This is a genomic window from Mycobacterium heckeshornense (assembly GCF_016592155.1).
GTDB classification, from domain to species: domain Bacteria; phylum Actinomycetota; class Actinomycetes; order Mycobacteriales; family Mycobacteriaceae; genus Mycobacterium; species Mycobacterium heckeshornense.
On the sequence record NZ_AP024237.1, the window covers coordinates 1617203 to 1635747 of the forward strand.

16 protein-coding genes are annotated in these 18545 nt (G+C 63.2%); 10 read left to right on the forward strand and 6 right to left on the reverse strand.

The features are described from left to right. The first annotated feature begins 1 nt into the window (after position 1). Together MHEC_RS07835 and MHEC_RS07840 are read left to right on the forward strand one after the other, a co-directional pair. Positions 2 to 829, forward strand: coding sequence for a FadR/GntR family transcriptional regulator (locus MHEC_RS07835; protein ID WP_235434990.1), 828 nt, complete (start codon positions 2 to 4; stop codon positions 827 to 829). After that, positions 826 to 1704, forward strand: coding sequence for an enoyl-CoA hydratase/isomerase family protein (locus MHEC_RS07840; protein ID WP_048893552.1), 879 nt, complete (start codon positions 826 to 828; stop codon positions 1702 to 1704). The genes MHEC_RS07835 and MHEC_RS07840 overlap by 4 nt, the downstream gene beginning before the upstream one ends. Positions 1705 to 1711: 7 nt before the next feature. Here MHEC_RS07840 and MHEC_RS07845 read toward each other — a convergent pair whose 3' ends face one another. Continuing rightward, positions 1712 to 2527: a TetR/AcrR family transcriptional regulator C-terminal domain-containing protein gene (locus MHEC_RS07845; RefSeq protein ID WP_048893560.1), complete on the reverse strand. Its 816-nt coding sequence runs from the start codon at positions 2525 to 2527 to the stop codon at positions 1712 to 1714. Positions 2528 to 2705: 178 nt separating this feature from the next. Here MHEC_RS07845 and MHEC_RS07850 point away from each other — a divergent pair, with 178 nt between their 5' ends. From MHEC_RS07850 to MHEC_RS07885, 8 genes are all read left to right on the forward strand, one after another. Next, positions 2706 to 3503 (forward strand): SDR family NAD(P)-dependent oxidoreductase, encoded by a 798-nt coding sequence (locus MHEC_RS07850; protein WP_048893561.1) that lies wholly within the window; start codon positions 2706 to 2708, stop codon positions 3501 to 3503. A 17-nt stretch (positions 3504 to 3520) separates the two neighbouring features. After that, positions 3521 to 4528 carry a dihydrodipicolinate synthase family protein gene (locus MHEC_RS07855; protein ID WP_048893553.1) on the forward strand — a complete coding sequence of 336 codons (1008 nt, stop codon included), beginning with the start codon at positions 3521 to 3523 and terminating at the stop codon, positions 4526 to 4528. 92 nt (positions 4529 to 4620) lie between these two features. Then, complete coding sequence (locus MHEC_RS07860) at positions 4621 to 5478, forward strand: enoyl-CoA hydratase (protein ID WP_048893554.1); 858 nt, start codon at positions 4621 to 4623, stop codon at positions 5476 to 5478. 40 nt (positions 5479 to 5518) lie between these two features. Then, positions 5519 to 6721, forward strand: coding sequence for an amidohydrolase family protein (locus MHEC_RS07865; protein ID WP_048893562.1), 1203 nt, complete (start codon positions 5519 to 5521; stop codon positions 6719 to 6721). 4 nt (positions 6722 to 6725) lie between these two features. Further along, the gene (locus MHEC_RS07870; RefSeq protein WP_048893555.1) at positions 6726 to 8348 is read left to right on the forward strand and encodes an acyl-CoA synthetase; all 1623 of its coding nucleotides are present in this window, start codon (positions 6726 to 6728) and stop codon (positions 8346 to 8348) included. After that, positions 8348 to 9184: an amidohydrolase family protein gene (locus MHEC_RS07875; RefSeq protein WP_172442097.1), complete on the forward strand. Its 837-nt coding sequence runs from the start codon at positions 8348 to 8350 to the stop codon at positions 9182 to 9184. Before MHEC_RS07870 ends, MHEC_RS07875 begins: the two co-directional genes overlap by 1 nt. Before the next feature lie 2 nt (positions 9185 to 9186). Next, the gene (locus MHEC_RS07880; protein ID WP_048893557.1) at positions 9187 to 10227 is read left to right on the forward strand and encodes an acyl-CoA dehydrogenase family protein; all 1041 of its coding nucleotides are present in this window, start codon (positions 9187 to 9189) and stop codon (positions 10225 to 10227) included. A gap of 9 nt (positions 10228 to 10236) precedes the next feature. After that, positions 10237 to 11457: an acyl-CoA dehydrogenase family protein gene (locus MHEC_RS07885; RefSeq protein ID WP_048893558.1), complete on the forward strand. Its 1221-nt coding sequence runs from the start codon at positions 10237 to 10239 to the stop codon at positions 11455 to 11457. A gap of 42 nt (positions 11458 to 11499) precedes the next feature. Here MHEC_RS07885 and MHEC_RS07890 read toward each other — a convergent pair whose 3' ends face one another. The 5 genes from MHEC_RS07890 to MHEC_RS07910 all read right to left on the reverse strand — a co-directional run bounded on the left by MHEC_RS07890 (position 11500) and on the right by MHEC_RS07910 (position 18531). Next, positions 11500 to 13260 (reverse strand): IS1634 family transposase, encoded by a 1761-nt coding sequence (locus MHEC_RS07890; protein ID WP_071700658.1) that lies wholly within the window; start codon positions 13258 to 13260, stop codon positions 11500 to 11502. A gap of 239 nt (positions 13261 to 13499) precedes the next feature. Continuing rightward, positions 13500 to 14645, reverse strand: coding sequence for a thiolase family protein (locus tag MHEC_RS07895; protein WP_048893828.1), 1146 nt, complete (start codon positions 14643 to 14645; stop codon positions 13500 to 13502). Positions 14646 to 14747: 102 nt separating this feature from the next. After that, positions 14748 to 15962, reverse strand: a complete 1215-nt coding sequence (locus tag MHEC_RS07900; protein ID WP_048893829.1) for a CaiB/BaiF CoA transferase family protein — start codon at positions 15960 to 15962, stop codon at positions 14748 to 14750. Between the two features lie 145 nt (positions 15963 to 16107). Beyond that, positions 16108 to 17322 carry a cytochrome P450 gene (locus MHEC_RS07905; protein WP_048893827.1) on the reverse strand — a complete coding sequence of 405 codons (1215 nt, stop codon included), beginning with the start codon at positions 17320 to 17322 and terminating at the stop codon, positions 16108 to 16110. A gap of 64 nt (positions 17323 to 17386) precedes the next feature. Further along, positions 17387 to 18531 (reverse strand): IS3 family transposase gene (locus MHEC_RS07910; RefSeq protein ID WP_099868872.1). Its coding sequence is split into 2 segments (ribosomal slippage): positions 17387 to 18264 and positions 18264 to 18531, totalling 1146 coding nucleotides; the frame shifts between segments, so codons are not numbered across the junction. Between the last annotated feature and the right edge of the window lie 14 nt (positions 18532 to 18545).

Sequence of the window (18545 nt, forward strand, 5' to 3'; positions counted from 1 at the left end):
CATGGCGGGACAGCGAATTCGTCAGCCGCGGGTGGCAGAAATCGTCGCAGCCCGGCTGCGCGACGATATCTTGTCGGGACGCCTCAGGGAAGGCGACGTCTTGCCGTCGCAGGAAAGCCTGTTCGCAGAATTCGGTGTGAGTCCCCCGGCCGTGCGCGAGGCGATCCACATTCTGGAGACCGATGGGCTGATCTCAGTGCGCCGGGGCAACGTTGGGGGAGCGGTTGTCCACCTGCCATCCGCCGAGCGCACCGCCCACATGATCAGCATGGTGCTGCAGACGCGGTCGGCGACGCCCGCCGACGTCAGCGAGGCCCTGATGCACCTCGAGCCGATTTGCGCTGGAATGTGCGCGGCCCGGGCAGATCGGATGACCGAAGTGGTGCCCTATCTTCAGGCTGAAATCGCGGCTCAGGTCGAGGAATTCGACGATGTGGCCCAATATGTACCCAATGCCCGGCGGTTCCACGAAACGCTGGTGTCGCGTTGTGGCAACGAGCCAATGATCTTGCTGATCGGCTCGCTGGAGCTGATCTGGTCTGCCCATGAGTCTGCCGTCTGGAATGGCGAGGGTGACCCGGCACCAATGGGGCGCAAAACCCGGCGGGCGGCACTGCGTGACCACCAGCGGTTGCTTGACGCTATTTGTGACGGCAATGCCGCGCGAGCGATGCGGGTAGCGCAGAATCACCTCGCCGCGGCGCGCCACAACACGCTTGTGTTCGGCACGGACAAAACCATCGAGGCCAAGCTGATCGGTAACACCGGCTTGGACTTCGGCCCCCAGTACAACGGGCGACCCGGGAGCAGGAAGGAGTCCGGCACATGACCGCATCGGGCACTTCGGACAATCGTGTGCTTTTCGACATCGATGCCGACAAGCGGATTGCAACCATCACATTGAACAATCCCAAGCAACGCAACTCATACGACGCCACCATGCGTGACGGCATCGCGCGGTACCTCGATCACGTCGCCCAAGACGACGACATCACGGTTGTGCTGTTGCGCGGAGCGGGCGGAGTGTTCAGCACCGGCGCCGACATGAACAACGCCTACGGCTGGTATGGGGCCGACAGCACCACATCAGCGAAAAGCCGCCCAAGTCAACGACGCCGGCTTACGGTGGACCGCAAGTCGTTTGGCTTCTACCACAATTTTATGGGATTCCCGAAGGTCACGGTCGGGGAGATCAGCGGCTATGCCCTCGGGGGCGGTTTCGAGATGGCGCTGATGACTGACATTTCCGTGATCGCACGCGATACCAAGATCGGTATGCCCGCCACACGCTTTCTCGGGCCTGCGCTTGGCAGCTTGCATATGTTCTTTCACCGGCTGGGACCGGTTTTGGCTCGACGTCTGCTGCTGACCGGTGACATCATCGAGGCCGGCGCCGTCGAGCATCTGGGAATCTTCACCGACACCTGCGATCCCGGCAACGTCACCGCGCGTGCCCGCTACTGGGCGGAGAAGGCCGCGAAAATGCCGGCCGACGGCGTCGTCATCGCCAAGGAGGCGTTCCGCTTGGTCGAACAAACACAGGCCTACCAAGGCGAGGAAGTTGCCAGCTACTTGTTCCACGCCTTCGGGACCAACCTGCAGTTTGCGCCGGGCGAATTCAATTTCGTCAAGACGCGAGCCCGATACGGCACCAAGGAGGCGTTCCGGCTGCGCGACGAACACTTTCACGTGCCAGAGCCATAAGCGCGGGTTACCGAGACGTCCTGGCTTGCCCTCGCGGAACCGCCGATTTGCGCGCCCGCACGGGAGATGACTTTGCCGTCTTCCGCTGGCGCGTCGGCCGTTTCGAGCCCTCCTCGATTAGCCGCGCTGCATGGTCGAGGATGCATTCCAGACCGTATTCGAAATTGGTCTCGTCCGCGGCGCCGATGTGGTGGCCCTTCGCCGTCATCTGGGCGAGTAGTGGTGTTGTTTCCGGGTCGATGACCATGGCGTCCTCGATCGTGCGTGCCGCGCCATTCTCAGCCTCCTGGTTTTTTTGATGCAACCGGTGCAATACCACGGATCCCCGTACGTGCACCGAGACCGCAGAATAGGTATCGAACGCTTCCTCGGGGGACAGGCCCGCCTCGACCAGACCGGCGATTGCCTTCTCGATCTCTTGAACCCCGAGTCGTGCCGCTTTGGGACTGAGCGCAGACCGGATCAGAATCAGATCGCACAATATCGGGTTGCCGATGAACGTCTTCCGCATCGAGCGGGCATGGTTTCGCAATGTCTCGCGCCAGTCGCTGGCCTCGACATACGGGGTTGCGAACACGTATTTGCGCAACGCGCGGTCGGTCATCGCGTTGAGCAGGTCGTCCTTCTTCCGGAAATACCAGTAGATGCTTGTGACGCCGACGCCCAGATGCTTTCCCAGCAGTGGCATGCTCAGGTTGTCTATCGACACCTGCTCGGCGAGCTCGAACGCGCCCGTGATGATGTCGTCGGGATTGATGGATCCGCGTTCGCGTCGCTGACGCTTGTCGGCGGTCGCTTGCTTAGCCACTGCGAGCACCTCCATCACGATCAATGCTGCTGACGCAGTCCCGAGCTGGGGGCCGGTGGAATCGAATCTACCGGCAGGTGCCATCTGAACTGCCGCGACGCGGGCGTGTCGTCATTTCTCTCTGCTACTGTAATGCCTATCGTAGGCTTTTTGATAGGTGCTGTGGCGAACGAGCAGCAACCGGGTATTGGTGATGGACTTAGGGCTCAAAGACGCGACCGCGGCGGTGGTTGGCGGCGCTCGTGGCATGGGACTGGCTACTGCACGGTGTCTCGCCGCCGACGGTGCCCGAGTGGCCGTGATCGCCCGATCCCGCGCCGATCTTGATCGCGCGGCCGAAGACCTGCGGCGGCTTGGCAGCGCGGATGCTTTCGGCTTGGTTGCCGATGTCCGTGACGCCGGGCAAGTCGACAAGGTGTTCGCCGAACTCGGCCAACGGTGGGGCGGCGAACTCAACGCGCTCGTCAACGCGGTCGGGCCGAGCACGGTGGGCAGCTTCGAGGATCTGACCGACGACCAGTGGCGGCAGGCTTTCGACGACGGCGTGATGGGGATGGTGCATTGCGTCCGCTCGGCACTGCCGCTGTTGCGAAAGGCCGCCTGGGCACGGATCGTCAACTTCTCGGCGCACTCGACCCAGCGGCAAAGTGTCGTGTTGCCCGCCTACACCGCCGCCAAGGCAGCCCTGACTAGCGTTTCGAAAAACTTGTCGTTGCTGCTGGCCAAGGACGAGATCCTGGTCAACGTCGTCTCGCCGGGCAGCATCGCCTCGGAGTCGCTGGTCGGTTGGGCCAACTCGGTTGGCGTCGACGGCGACGACCCTTACCAGTTGATGGACGCCATTGCGCGGCATTTCGGGCATCCGGCGCACTTGCCGCGCGCTGGACTTCCGGACGAAATCGGCCCGGTGGTCGCATTTTTGGCGTCGCGGCGCAACTCCTACATGACGGGAGCCAATGTCAACGTTGACGGCGGTTCTGACTTCACCTGACGACGAGGGGAGGCGTGATGGCAACAGCCGGCGAGGCGCGTGCATGGGCCCGTAACGCGCTGCGGGGAATTGGCGATTCGTTGTACACGCCGTTCCGCGGCACCGACGGCGACGATATCGATTGGGACGCCTACCGCGCGCTAGTGCGGTACTGCGTCGGCGACCTCGGGCACCCGATGTTGTGGTGCACCAGCGGCATCGCCGAGTTCTGGTCCCTGACGCTCGCCGAGCGCAAGCGCCTGCTGGAGGTGGCGATCGAGGAAGCACGGAGCTTTAACCCCGATGTGGTTGTGCAGGCCTGCACCGCAGCCATGTCGGCCAAGGACTGTTTGGAGCTGACACTGCATGCCCAGCAGGTCGGCGCCGACATCGTCTACATCCAGACGCCGATGATGGAAGTCCACGGCGGCGAAGGCGTGCTGCGGTTCTTCCGGTACATCGCTGAGCGCACCGATATCGCGTTGGGCATGTTCAATTCACCGTCGTCCGGCTACGTGTTGACGCCGGCCGAAAGCGCACGGATCTACCACGAGGTGCCCGCCGTCTGCGCGACCAAGGAGGGCGCGTTCCGGCCGGCGGCGAGTCGACAATTGCACGAGCTGGCGCCCGGGCTGGTGATCTGGGAGTGCGACAAGACCGTTTATCGCGCAGGCTGGCTGCGGGCGGGAATCGTCTGCCCCGCACAATTGGGTACCGCCGGGTATCTGTACGAGACGCCGCAGCGGCGGTTGCTCACCGAGTACTGGGAGCTGATCGTCAACGACAAGCTCGTCGAGGCGATGGATTACGGGCGTGACACGGGTTTGGACCAATTCGACATCGACCTCGGTTCGTGGTTCACCTGCTATCCCGGGCGGCCCGATTACTTCACCCACTGGGGCGGTGCCTTCAAGTACGCGGCCTCGGTGCTCGGCTTGCCGGTGGGGGCCTATCCCCATTCCCGGCCTCCGCAGGCCGAATTGCCTGCGGCGGCCAGGGAACAGATCAAGAATGCCTATCGTCGCCTGGGGCTGATCGCACCATAGTCGACCTAGTTGCGGAATGCTGTACCGATAGGTATACAGTATGGGTACAAAGACGCTGGTGTCAGCGGGCCCGGGATTGAGGAGACGCTGCGATGAGCACCGCCGACGACGTCGCTGCTGCGGCCGGCGCCCCCGCCGATCAAGACGACGCGGTGCGCTATGAGCTGACCGACAGCGGTGTCGCGGTGCTGACCCTGAACCGGCCCGAGCGGCTCAACACGTGGGGCGGCGACATTGCCCGCCCCTTCTATTCGAGCCTTCAGCGCGCCGACCAGGATCCGGCTGTCCGGGTACTCGTAGTGACCGGTAGCGGCAAGGCCTTTTGCGCGGGTGCCCAGCTGGGCTCGATGGAAACGGTTGGCAAGTCGCTGGAGGACACCGACGAGCGGACCCTGAGCGAGTTGGTCGGCGAACGGCAACCCCATTTCCTGACCACTTTGCGCAAGCCTGTGATCGCGGCCGTCAACGGCTCATGTGTGGGTATCGGGTTCACTCTCGCGCTGATGTGTGATGTGCGGTTCGCCGCCGCCGGCGCGAAGTTCGCCGCATCGTTTGCGCGTCGGGGCCTCATTGCGGAGTACGGCGTCTCGTGGATCCTTCCGCGGCTGACCGGCTGGGGCGTCGCACTCGACCTGTTGTTGAGCGGGCGCACGTTTCTCGCCGAGGAGGCGGCCGAGCTTGGTCTGGTCAAGGAAGTGGTCCAGCCGGAAGCGTTGATGGCACGCACTCTGGAATACGCCGAGGACATCGCGCGACACTGCTCGCCGGCTTCGATGGCCGTCATCAAGCGGCAGGCCTATGGCGACGCCACACGAGACGTCGATGACGCGACCGCGCGGGCCCAGGCATTGCTCCACGCGTCGCTGTTGCGGCCCGACGTCATCGAGGGCATTACCAGCTTCTTTGAAAAACGAGCACCAAACTTCCCGGGACTGGGCTCATCCGAGTGATTAGCGGGGCAATAGCGCGTGCGGTACCGAAAGGATGACCATGACGAGCTTGGACTACAAACCGATTGACGTCGACAACCATTACTACGAGCCGCTGGATGCTTTCACCCGCCATCTGGACAAGAAGTTCAAACGCCGCGGCGTTCAGATGCTCACCGACGGCAAGCACACCTATGCCGTCATCGGTGAGCGGGTCAACCACTTCATCCCCAATCCCACCTTTGACCCGATCATCGTGCCGGGCTGTCTTGACCTGCTGTTCCGCGGCGAGGTTCCTGAGGGTGTCGACCCGGCCTCGCTGATGAAAGTCGAACGGCTGGAGGATCACCCGGAGTACCAAAACCGCGACGCCCGTATCGCGGTGATGGATAGCCAGGGCATCGAAACGGTGTTCATGTTGCCGACGTTCGCGTGCGGCGTCGAGGAAGCGCTCAAACACGACATCGAGGCGACGATGGCATCGGTGCACGCATTCAACCTGTGGCTCGACGAGGATTGGGGTTTCGATCGGCCCGACCACCGGATCATCGCGGCGCCGATCATCTCGTTGGCCGATCCCGAAAAAGCGGTCGACGAAGTGGAATTCGTGTTGGCGCGCGGCGCCAAGCTGGTGTTGGTGCGCCCGGCTCCCGTACCGGGTGTGGTCAAACCGCGGTCGTTGGGCGATCCGGTCCACGATCCGGTGTGGGCTCGGTTGGCCGAGGCGGGGGTGCCAGTGGGCTTCCATCTCAGCGACAGCGGCTATCTGCAGATCGCCGCGATGTGGGGCGGCAAGTCGACCTTCGAGGGTTTCGGCGCCAAGGACCCTTTGGATGTGGTGCTGCTTGATGATCGCGCGATCCATGACACGATGGCCTCGATGATCGTGCATGGCGTGTTCACCCGTCATCCGAAACTGCGAGTGGCGAGCATCGAGAACGGGTCGTACTTCGTGTACCGGCTGATCAAGCGGCTGAAGAAGGCGGCCAACAACTATCCGCACCATTTCCGCGAGGATCCCGTGGAACAGCTGCGCAACAATGTGTGGATCGCACCCTACTACGAGGACGACCTTCCGGCGCTCGCCGAGGTGATCGGCGTCGAGCGGATACTCTTCGGATCGGACTGGCCGCACGGCGAGGGACTGGAGAATCCGGTGGCATTTACCGAAGAGCTGGCCGGTTTCGGCGCGACAGAGGTGCGGAAGATCATGCGGGACAACGCATTAGATCTCCTCGGTGTCAAGGTGGCGTCGGCGGCATAGCGACATGCCCGAATGGACCATCGGTGCGGTGCTGGATGCCATCGCGGACGTCGTTCCAGATCGGCTGATGACGGCGTGCGGCGAGCGCCGGAGCACCTTCGCCCAAACGGCGGTACGCACCAACCAAATTGCAAGCTTTTTGCGGCACAACGGGTTTGGTGTGCATCGTCCGCGGTCGGCGCTTAACCGGTGGGAATGCGGCCAAGATCGGGTTGCGCTGATCATGTACAACGATCTTTACCCCGACATCTTGATCGGGTGCCTGAAGGCGCGCGCCGTCCCGGTCAACGTCAACTATCACTATTCGCCTCGCGAAGTGCGCGAGCTGGTGGAATATGTGCGTCCGCGGGGTATCGTGTATCACCGGTCGCTGGGCGAGCGGCTCGCTGAAGTGCTGCCGTCCGTTGGTGCTGAACTGCTGGTGTCGGTCGACGACGGCAGCACCGTTGCCCCACTGCCGGGCGCAGTTGCGTTGGACGAGGCGCTGGCATCGGGGGATGACGAGCGGGTTACGGGTTCACCGGACGACTTGATCATGATGTGCACCGGCGGTACGACAGGACGTCCCAAGGGAGTGCTCTGGCGCCAAAGCGACATGTACGTGGCAGCGATGGCGGGTAGCGATCACGCGAGCGTGGATGAGATTCAGCAGAAGGTCCGCACCGGGGGCCAGCCCTGGTTTGCCGTCTCACCCCTGATGCATGCCGCGGGAATGTGGACCGCGTTCGCGGCAATCCTCAATGGGCTTAGCGTCATTCTCTACGACAACCGAACCAGGCTCGATCCGCGATCGGTATGGGAAATCGCGGCGCGCGAAAAAGTGGGCATGCTGACGATGGTCGGCGATGCATATGCCGGCCCATTGGTCGCTGAACTACGGCGGGGTTGCTACGACCTGTCGGCGCTGTACGCCATCGGCACCGGCGGAGCGGCCACCAACCCCAAGTACAAGCAGGCGCTGATGGAGTGCCTGCCACACGTCACGGTCATCGACGGATATGGCTCATCGGAATCGGGCAACGCAGCATTCGGACACAGCCGACATGGAATCGTCAGCGACACTTTCGAACTCAGGGAAGGGGTAGCCGTGGTGTCCGCTGACCGCAGCCGGTTCCTGCGACCCGGAGAGCAAGAAATCGGCTGGGTTGCTCGAACGGGCCGGATTCCACTCGGGTACTACAACGATCCGGAAGCCACCGAGCGGACTTTCCCGGAGATCGACGGCCAGCGCGTCGTAATACCCGGCGACCGGGCAACCATCTGGGATGACGGCACCCTCCGACTGCTCGGTCGCGATTCCCAGGTCGTCAACACCGGCGGAGAAAAGGTGTTCGTCGAAGAGGTCGAGGAGGTGCTGCGCGCACACCCAGGTGTGGCCGACGCGCTCGTAGTCGGGCGGCCAAGCGAGCGCTGGGGCGAGGAAGTCGTGGCCCTGGTCGCGGTGCAGCCCGGCCATGGCGACCTCAGCCGGGACGGGCTGTATGACTTTTGCCGTTCGCAGCTGGCGGATTTCAAGGTACCCAAAGAGTTCATCTACGTATCGCAAATCGAGCGCCTGGGCAACGGCAAGCCCAACTATCGATGGGCTAAACAGGCAGCGGCGCAACATGTTCTGCAGGGCTCATGATGGCGTACAAAGCTATCGATTGCCTGGTCAACGTTCACTTCGGCGAAGCCGAGAAGCAGCCGAAATGGCTGCTCAAGGTCAGAGACGACTACTTCAAGGGTCCCGAGTCGATGTTCGCCCCGGTCGATCTGACCGAGCTGCTCGACGAAATGGACGAGCAGAACGTGCAGCAAGCGATCCTGATGGACTCGCTGGCGAACCCGTCGAGTACTGCACGCAAATTCGTTGAGGCCAAGCCGGATCGGTTTGCCCTGGCGATGGGGGGTGTGAACTTGCTGCGCCCCGTGCCGTCACTGCGTGCGTTGAGTGCGGTTGTTAAAGACCTGCCGGTCGCCTACGCCGTCGTAGGGCCGAGCTTCTGGGGTGACGGACAGTATCCGCCCAGCGACGCCGTCTACTACCCGCTCTACACAAAGTGCGCCGAACTGGAACTGCCGCTGTGCATCAACACCGGAATCCCGGGTCCGCCGATTCCCGGTGAGGTGCAACATCCCATCCATCTCGACCGGGTGTGCGTTCGGTTTCCGGAACTTCGGCTGTGCATGATTCATGGCGCGGATCCGTGGTGGGAGGTCGCGATCCGCCTGCTGCTCAAATACGACAACTTGCGTCTGATGACATCGGCGTGGTCACCCAAGCGGTTGCCGGAAAGCCTGCTGCACTACATGCGGACTCGTGGCCCGGATAAGGTCATTTTCGCGTCGGATTGGCCGGTGCTGAGGATGCGCCGCGTAGTTCCCGAGGCGCGTGCGCTGGATCTGCCGGCCGAGGTGCTCGAAAACTATCTGTACAACAACGCGCGGCGATTCTTCTTCGGCCGGGAATTGGAGCAATGACCATGGACCGCTTCGAACTCCGAAGGTTCGACTACAGCCTGACCGAGGATCATACGGCGCTGCAGAACGCGTACAGGCAGTTCTTCAAGGCTCACTGCCCGATTGAAACCGTCCGCGCCGCTGAGCCTTCCGGATTCGACAAGAACCTCTGGGAGCGGTTGTGCGCGATGGGCGCAACGACGATGGCGGTGCCGGAGTCCTGTGGCGGCGACGGGGCGACGCTGGTGGACCTGACGCTGGTGGCCGAGGAGATCGGCCGTTCGCTCGCCCCGGTCCCGTGGATCGACCATGTCTGCGCTGCTCGGCTGCTCGCCTGCCTGGGCGCAGTGGAGGCCGACGTTGTCAGCGGAAAGCAGCTTGCCGCGCTGGATGTCCAGGTCGACAGTGGCACGGGTGCCCGGCTGATTCCGAGCGGTTCGATCGCCGACCAGATCGTCGTCCGCGACCGCGACTCGGTGATCGGGCTGACGTTCGCCACCCGACCGGCCAAGGTCGACAACATCGGCCGCTTGCCCATGGCCTGGGTCGATCCGGCCGCCGCCGACACCCGCACAGTCCTGGCCGACGGGCCGGATGGTGCGAAGCATTACCGGCGCGCGCTTGACGAGTGGCGGCTGCTGACCGCCGCGGCTTTGGTCGGTCTGGTCGAGGAGACCATGACCATCGCCGCGGAGTTCGCCAAGACCCGCTACACGCTGGGCGTGCCGATCTCGACGCTGCAGGCTATCTCGCATCCGCTGGCCAACATAGCGATTACCGTGCAGGGTGGTCGCAATCTCACCCATCGCGCCGCCTGGTTCCTCGACAACGAGCCCGACGAGCGCGCCGAGCTGGCAGCGTCGGCGTTCGTGTTCATGTCCGAAGAGGCCGCCAAGGCCGCCACCATGGCTGTCCACGTCCAAGGTGGTCTCGGGGTTTCTGCGGAAGCGGCCGCGACAGCGTATCTGGTGCGCGCTCGGGGCTGGCCATTAGCCGGCGGCGATCCGGCAGCGAGCGCAAAGCAGATTGCGCACATCGTTGCAGCACGTGAAGCACAAGTCTAGGAGCTAGCGATGGACTTCTCGAGAGTCGAACTGTCTAGAGAAGACAAGGCTTTCCTCGACGAGGCGCGAAAGTTCCTGGCCACCCATGTCACCGAGGAGGTCCGGCGCCGCGACCGTGAAACCGGCGACAACTTCGACGAAGGCGTGCACCTGGCCATGGGTGCCGCGGGATATCTGGAAGCCGAGTGGAAGCCGGAGTCCGAAGGCGGGTTCAGCCGTGTGCGCCGCCGGATCTGGGAGCTGGAGAAGCGCCGCTTTCATGTGCCATGGGTGACCTGGGGAACGACCGCGATGGTGGCCCGCTCGGTGGCCAGATTCGGCTCGCAGGAACTACAAAACGAGGTGCTGCCCGGCGTGTTCAGCGGCCATATCCGAATGTGCCTGGGCTACACCGAACCCGAAGGCGGCTCCGACGTCGCCACCTGTAAAACCCGCGCGGTGCGGGAGGCGGATGGATCCAGCTGGGTCATTAATGGCTCCAAGATGTTCACCACCGGTGCGCACAACTGCCAATACGTCTTCCTGATTACCAATACCGACCCCGACGCACCGAAACACAAGAGCCTGACCATGTTTCTGGTGCCGTTGAATTCGCCCGGCATAGACATTCAGGGCATCCGAACCATCGACGGGGACCGCACCAACATCGTCTACTACACCGACGTCCGTGTCGCCGACAAGTACCGGCTGGGCGAAGTCAATGGTGGCTGGACGGTGCTACGTGAGCCGCTCAACGTCGAGCATGGAGCGGTCCCGCCCGCGCGGGACGGGCTACAAGACACGTCGATCATGATGCACCAGGCCGGGTTTCTCGCCGAAGCGGTCGACAAAGCCGCGGCACGGGTGGCGCAGCCAGGTCCGGATGGCCGCCGGCTTGTCGACGACAACTCGGTGGCATACCGGTTGGGCCGCAGCGTGGCCCGGCTGGAGGCGGCGTTGTCCACACCCAGTATCTTCGGACGTGTCGCGATCGCCCAAACCATGCGTGACATCTCGCCGGACTTGATGGACATACTCGGCGCCGCGGCGGCTCTACCGTTCGGCGCCGACGGTGCGGCCGACGACGGCAGCGCGGAATACTGCTACCGTTTTGCGCCGTTGGTCGGCATTTACGGCGGGACCCTCGAGGTGTTCCGCAACATGATCGCCCAGCACGTGCTCGGGCTTGGAAAGCCGGCGTACGCACAGCCTAAGCCGAAGTTGCGGCGGTTTGTCGGTCGGATTTACTGATTGAGCTGGTGTTTTGTTGATTTGTCGGGTCGGTTGTTCTGGCTACGCCACTTGGAGGGGGATGGGGGTCTTGATGAGTTCGAAGGCGCGGCGCTGTTCGGGGGTGGATTCGGCCAGGGTGGGCACGGTGGTGTTGGTGCCGTGGTAGCGAATGTCGTTGCGGGTCAGGGTCGCCAGGTGGGTGAGCAGGCCGCGGAAGCTGCGCAGCGCGGTGCCGTCGGGGGCGTGGCGGGTGGCGGCTTTGGTTTGGGCAGCTTGGGAGCGTTGGGCCGGTGCGACGGGGTTGTCGCGTAGGGGTGGGTGTTCGTCGGTGAAGGTCAGCGGCGCCCAGGCCTGGCGCAGGTGCCAGGTCACATAGCAGGCCAGCATGCAGATCAACACGTGGGCTTTGACCCGTTCGGTGAGCCGGTGGCGGATGGGTCGTAGGTCGAGGTCGTCGGTTTTGATGCTGCGGAAGTCGCGTTCGACGTGGGCCAAGTTCTTGTAGCCGACGACCACGCCTGGGGCGTTGAGGTCGGTGGCGGGCACGCTGGTGCGTAGCACGTAGATGCCATCGAGGGCGGTTTCGGTGTCGATGCCGGCCTGGTTGCGGTGGTAGGTGAGGCTGGTGTCGGTGATGGTGCGCTCAAAGTGCTTGCCCATCTTGTATTTATCGATGATTTTGCCGACGGCTTCCCCGATGCGGCCGGCTCCGGTCAGCCGGCCGGCAGCCACCCGTTCGGCGATGGCGCCCAGGTCGATCTCGGTGGCGGCCAGCAGGGCGGCGCGTTTGCGGGCGCGTTGGGCGGCCAGGGCGGGGTTGCGGCAGGCGATGAGCCGTTCGCCGGGATAGTCGGGGTGGGTGATTTCGGCGAGGTCCTGGGTATCGAACAAGCTCATCTGCAGCGGCCCGTCATCGGCGGCCAGCACGGCGATCTGGGGGGCGCGCAGCGCGGTGAGCCATCCGAAACCAGTTGCGGTGTCTGGGTTGTCATTGAGTTCACGGATTGCGTCGATACGCGCGGAGGTGATCATGCCGCGATCACCGACCAGCACCAACCGATCAAGCCCGAATTGGGTGCGCACCACCTCGACGATGTCGGTGAAGGCGACCGGGTCGGCGGTGTTACCGGCAAACACCCGCACCGCCACCGGGCGGCCGGCTGGATCGGTGAGGATGCCGTATTCGATTTGCGGTAGCCCTTTTTTACCGTCCCTCGAATACCCGCGCGAGGCCAGCTCGCAACACCGTCCGGTCATCCAGGCACTGGTCAGATCAAACAACGCCATCCGCGAGGGATTAGCCTGTGGCCCTAAGTGTTTGGCAGCCAGCTTCTTTTCGATCGTGTCTTGCCGGTCGGCCAGCCAGTCCATCGCAGCGTAGATCTCGTCGGTGGATGCGGTGGCCACATCCAGATCGACCCCCACGGTGGAATCGGCCCACGAGGCCAGCGTGGACAGCTTGGAGGCCGGTTGGATCACCCGGGAGATGATCAGCGCGAACACCAGATCCCTCGACCGGCACGCCGGCCCCAACAACGCCGGAAACCCCAACTGGCGGGCCATCGCAGCTACCGCCGCCACATCCCCATGCGGCAGTGACCGGGTGATCGTGAACTCAGACCCGGCCGGCACCAGCACCTGGCCCTTGAGCGTGCCCTCAACCGCGGCGATCACGTCGGCGGGCAGCTTGGACAGGTTCGCCAGCGTCTCGTGGCGGACTTTCTTGCCGTCTCGATAGGTGCGGCGCACCAGGACCGACTCATAGCGGCGAACGTTGCCCGCCTTGTCCACATACTTGCTCGGTGTTCGGGCTACGTGCATCCGCGCTGGCTTCGCCACCACTCAATGGTAATAGATCAACTCAAGCATATTGTGAATCGACACACGATATTCACTGGCTACATTATCAATCCGCAAACCGACAGAATCTGAGCTCAGCCGTAGATTCCGTCTACCTCACTTGCCGCAACTTCGGCCTAAACAAGCCGTCTGATCACCGAACGTGTACTGGTGGCGACCATCCCCGGCGTGTCGCCGCCGCAGGTACACGCTCGGCGAGATTAAGCGCTGAGGATCGTCGCGGCGGCGGTGCCCGGTGCGCCGTACACCTGTGCGAACCCTACCCGCGGGGTTCCGGGCACTTGCCGCTTGCCGGCGTCGCCGCGCAGCTGACGCACCAGCTCATGGACCTGCCGCAGCCCGGACGCCCCGATCGGCTCACCGTTGGCAATCAGCCCGCCGTCGGTGTTGACCGGCATCGCACCGGTGATTTCGGTCGCGCCGTCCGCCACCAGCTTCTCCTGCTCACCGTCGGCGCAAAACCCGCACTCGGCCATGTGGATCACCTCGGCACCGGCGTCGGTGTCTTGTAGCTGGATGACGTCCACATCGCCAGGCCCTACACCGGCCTTCTCGAATGCGGCACGCGCGGCGTAGACCGTGGGCGACACGTCCTCTTCGACGGGAGCATAGGTAGTGTTCACCTCGTAGGCGCCGTAGCGGCGAGTGCGGATCTCCACCGCTCGCACCAGCACCGGTTTGGCTGTAAACCGGCGCGCGATGTCAGCGCGGCACATGACAGCGGCGGCAGCGCCTTCGTCGGGCGCGCAGAACATGTACTGCGTCAGCGGGTAATTCAGGACCGGCGAGCGCAGGATCTGCTCTTCGGTGAGCGGCTTGCGCCGGTACGCGTTGGGATTACGCGATCCATTGCGGTAGTTCTTCGCGGCGACCTTCGCCAGGGTTTGCACCGAGATGCCGTGTTTGTGCAGATAGCGGTTTGCTTTCATTCCGAAGAACTTGGTCGTCAGGTATTGTCCGTTTTCGGCATACCACCTTGGCATTCCCACCAGCGCTGGATCTTCGGTGAAGGCGCCGCGTGGATGCTTATCCATGCCGACCGCAATCCCGATGTCGTACTCGCCCAGGCGGATCGTGTCCGCGCAAAGTTTCGTCGCGCTGGCCGCCGTGGCGCAGGCATTGAACACGTCGGTAAACGGAATGCCGGTAAGCCCCACCATGCCGACGATCGCATCAGGGTTGGCGACCGTCCAACTTCCGCCCACGGCGAACTGGATGTCCTTCCACGCCAGCCCTGCATCGGACAATGCGAGCTGAATCGCATCAGCGGCCATCTCCATCGCCGACTTGCCCTCGAACCTGCCAAACGGGTGCAGACCCACCCCGATGATTGCGACGTCGTTCATCAGCGCCGCTCCTCCTCATCGCTTCGCTCTGCGTCGTCGCCGGCGCGGTTCATCAGCGCCGCTCCTCCTCATCGCTTCGCTCTGCGTCGTCGCCGGCGCGGTTCATGCGATCGCTCCCGATTGCTTGAGATCGGCGATGCGTTCCCAGTCCATACCTAGCTCGGCGAGAACGATTTCGGTATGCTCCGACGCCTGCGGCGCCCGCGTCGTCTCCAACGGCTCATGATTGAACTGCACCGGCCCGCGGACGACTTTAAACGGCTGTCCGCCATCGGCGGCCTCGACCTCCACGATCATGTCGTTAGCAATCGCCTGTTCATCCTCGGCGAGCTCGACGAGACTCTGGAACGGCGCCCACTGACCCTTCATCGTTTTCAAATGCTGCCTCCAGTAGTCGAAAGGCTTGCTGCCTATAGCCTTTGCGATTATCTGGGCGGCCGCCTGGGCATTTTCCATCAGCGGAAGTACATCCGCGAAGCGGGGATCATCAGCGGCCTCGGGGACACCCAGATGTTGGAACGTGTCGCGGATGTAGCCCGTCGGGCTGACGATACACAAATTGATCGTGCCTCCGTCGGAGGTCTGGTAATTCCCCATAAACGGATTCACCGGCGAGCCGCCGGATTCCGGCATCGAGGCACGCATGATTTCCCCGGTGTCCATGCCCTGCGTGACGCTCGCGCCAGCCGCCCACCACGCTGTGCTCAGCAAAGAGACGTCGAGCTCAAGGGCTTCGCCCGTTCGTTCACGGTGCAGCAGCGCAGCCGAGATGCCACCAGCAATGAACATCCCGCCGATCGAGTCGCCGAACGCCGGAATCCCCTGGGCCAGAGGAGCTCCCAGCTCAGCTGGTGTCAACGCATGGCCGATTCCGCTGCGGGTCCAGAATGCCGTTCCGTCGTAGCCGCCGACGTCGCGTTCGGGGCCTTTGTCACCGTAAGCCGAGCCGCGGGCATAGACGATCTTGGGGTTTGCCGCGCGAATGTGCTCGACATCGATTTTGTTCTTTTGCCTCGCTGCCGGCAGGTAATTGGTCAAGAAGACGTCGGAGGCTCTGGCGAGTTCGTAGAGCACTTCCTGGCCAGCTGGTGTGGACACGTCGATTCCGACGCTGCGTTTGCCACGGTTCGGGTGTTCGATCAACGGGTGCCGGTCGGGGTTGAGCTCCACGCCGCCCATATTCAGAAAGCCGCGCTGGGTGTCGCCGCGCACGGGATGCTCGACTTTGATAACGTCTGCTCCCCAGTCGGCGAGGATGGCACCCGCGGCTGGGACGAAGGTGAACTGCGCGACTTCGAGGACCCGGTAGCCGTCCATCACCTTGACCACATCAGCTCCCATCCTTGGTGAGATCTTACTGTAGTCATTACAGTTGATAGCTTGTGATCGGAGCTATCGAGCTCAGCGAGCGTCACTAGCATGGCGCCTGCGAACTTACCGGCGTGCTGACGTGCCACGACGACTACCCGATGGCGTCGAAGGTCACTGGAAGTGCCGTCGGGGAGCGGAAGGGCTGACCGTGGATGTGCGGGTCGTCGCCGCTGACCAACGTGAAGTTGGTCAGACGACCGAGCAAAGATTGCAATGCAACGCGCGTTTCCATCCTCGCCAAATGCAAACCAAGACACGTGTGTTCGCCTGCGGCAAACGAAATGTGGGGCAGGTGTGGACGGAAGATGTCGAATTCTTCTGAACGTTGCCATCGCCGCTCGTCGCGGTTCGCTGAGCCGATGCATACGTCGATCACCGATCCTGCCGGTATCTCGACCCCTTCGAGCTCGGTGTCCTCGGTGGTGAACCGCTGCACGGTGGTCAGCGGTGTCTCGAGGCGCAGTCCCTCTTCGATCGCCTGTGGGATCAGCGAGTGGTCGGCACGTACCGCGGCGAACTGATGGGAATGAGTGAGCAACAGGTAGAGCAGATTGCCCGATGACCGATAGGTGGTTTCCAATCCCGCCGGCAGCAGCAGCCGCAGAAACGAATAGATGGCTTCATCGCTGAGCTTTTCGCCGTCGATCTCCGCGGTCACCAGATCACCGATGATGTCGTCGGTGGGGGTGGTTCTGCGTTGGTCGATCTGCTGCAGGAAGTAATCTTTGAGCGTAACCGACGCCTTCAAGGCACGTTCGTAGTTGACCGTGTAGCCGATCAATTCCGCCGCGCGCCGGCGAAACATCGGCAGGTCTTCTTCAGGCAAGCCCAACAGTGTGGCAATAACGCGGGTGGGGAACTCGAAGGTGAACTGCCGGACGAGATCGGCTTGGCCGTCGTCGATGAACTCATCGATCAGCGCGTCGCAGATCGGCCGCACGATGCTGGGTTCCCAGCGCGCCAACGCCTTGGACTTGAACGCGGCCGACACCAGATTGCGGTGCTCGCGGTGCTTTTTGCCCTCCATGGCCAGGATGGTCGGCCCCATGAATACGCCGATAGTGGCGTCGTACATCGTTGAACTGAACACCCGCCCATCGCGAAATGTCTTGTTCACCGCGCCGAACGACATCGCGGCAAATGAGTTCTTGGGCCGCAGCGACTCGGGTGTTTTGGTGTAGTCCATGACCGTTCCGTGGAAGACGCCGCGGCCGCGGCGTTTCTGCGCGAAGTACGGGTAGGGATCCCGCAGGTAGTCGGCGGGCTTGTCATCGACGACGGCGATATCGCGAAGTTGGCTTTCCACGGCTGTGGCGAGTCCCCGATACTGAGTCCACCCGGTTCTAGAGTCGGGTTTTGTTGTTCTGGATTCAGTTGATTTCGCAGGCCACAGGGGTGTGGGTGTGGCTGCATCGGGCAGCGTACTCGGCCGGGGTGAGGTAGCCCAGCGCGGAGTGACGATGCCGGTGATTATGTTCGTGCTTGAAGTCACCGATGACTACTCGGGCCTCCAGCAGGTTGGTCCAGTGGTTGCGGTTGAGGCACTCCTTCCTGAGCCTGCTGTTGAACGATTCGATGTAGGCGTTGTCCCACGGCGCTCCGGGTGGAATGTAGGACAATCCGACTGTGCCGTCACAAAACTGTTGCAACGCTTGCGAAATCATCTCCGGGCCGTTGTCCATGCGCAGCACCAGCGGCGGTCCACCGGCGGAGGCGAACACCCGCTCGAGTTCATCGACGAGACGCTCGCCGGTAATCGAGCGCTCCACGATGTTCAGCAGCGATTCGCGAGTGTGCTCGTCGACCATCGACGCGATCTTGACAGCCTTGCCGTCGATGGTGGAGTCGAACTGAAAATCGATCGCCCACACCACCTTGGGTGCGTCCGCGACGACCTGCGGCGCCGACGACACCCCCGCGCGCTTACGCGGCGAATACGCCCGCCGCTGCAGTCCTTCCTCACGCCACAGCCGGTGGACCTTCTTTTTGTTGACCTCACGGCCCTCATCGTGGCGCAACGCCGCCCAGGCGCGCCGAAACCCATGGCAGGGATGTTTGGTGGCATACGCGCGCAGCCAGACCCGCAGATCGGCATCCGGGTCGGCCGGGGTCGCCGCGACCGGAGTGCGCCGGTAGGTAGAACGAGCCAGCCCAACCGCCTTGCACGCCAACCGCTCCGACATGCTCAACACCTCTTTGAGCATGTCCACGGCGCGACGCTTGGCGGCCGGGCTCAGAATTTTCCCTTCGCAACCTCCCGCAACGCATCCTTCTCCAACTCCGCCTCGGCCAAAAGCCGCTTCAACCGCGCGTTCTGCTCCCGCAACTCCTTGAGCTGCCTGGCGGCATCGATATCCATCCCGCCATAGGTGCGGCGCCAGTTGTACAGCGTCGCCGCCGACACCTCCAGCTCGGCGGCGATCTCCTCACCGGTCTTGCCCGCCGCGGCCAGCTCGTCCGCGCGGCGCAGCTTGCGCACGATGTCCTCCGCGGAATGCCGCTTCCGACCACCCATGTGTTTCATCATCC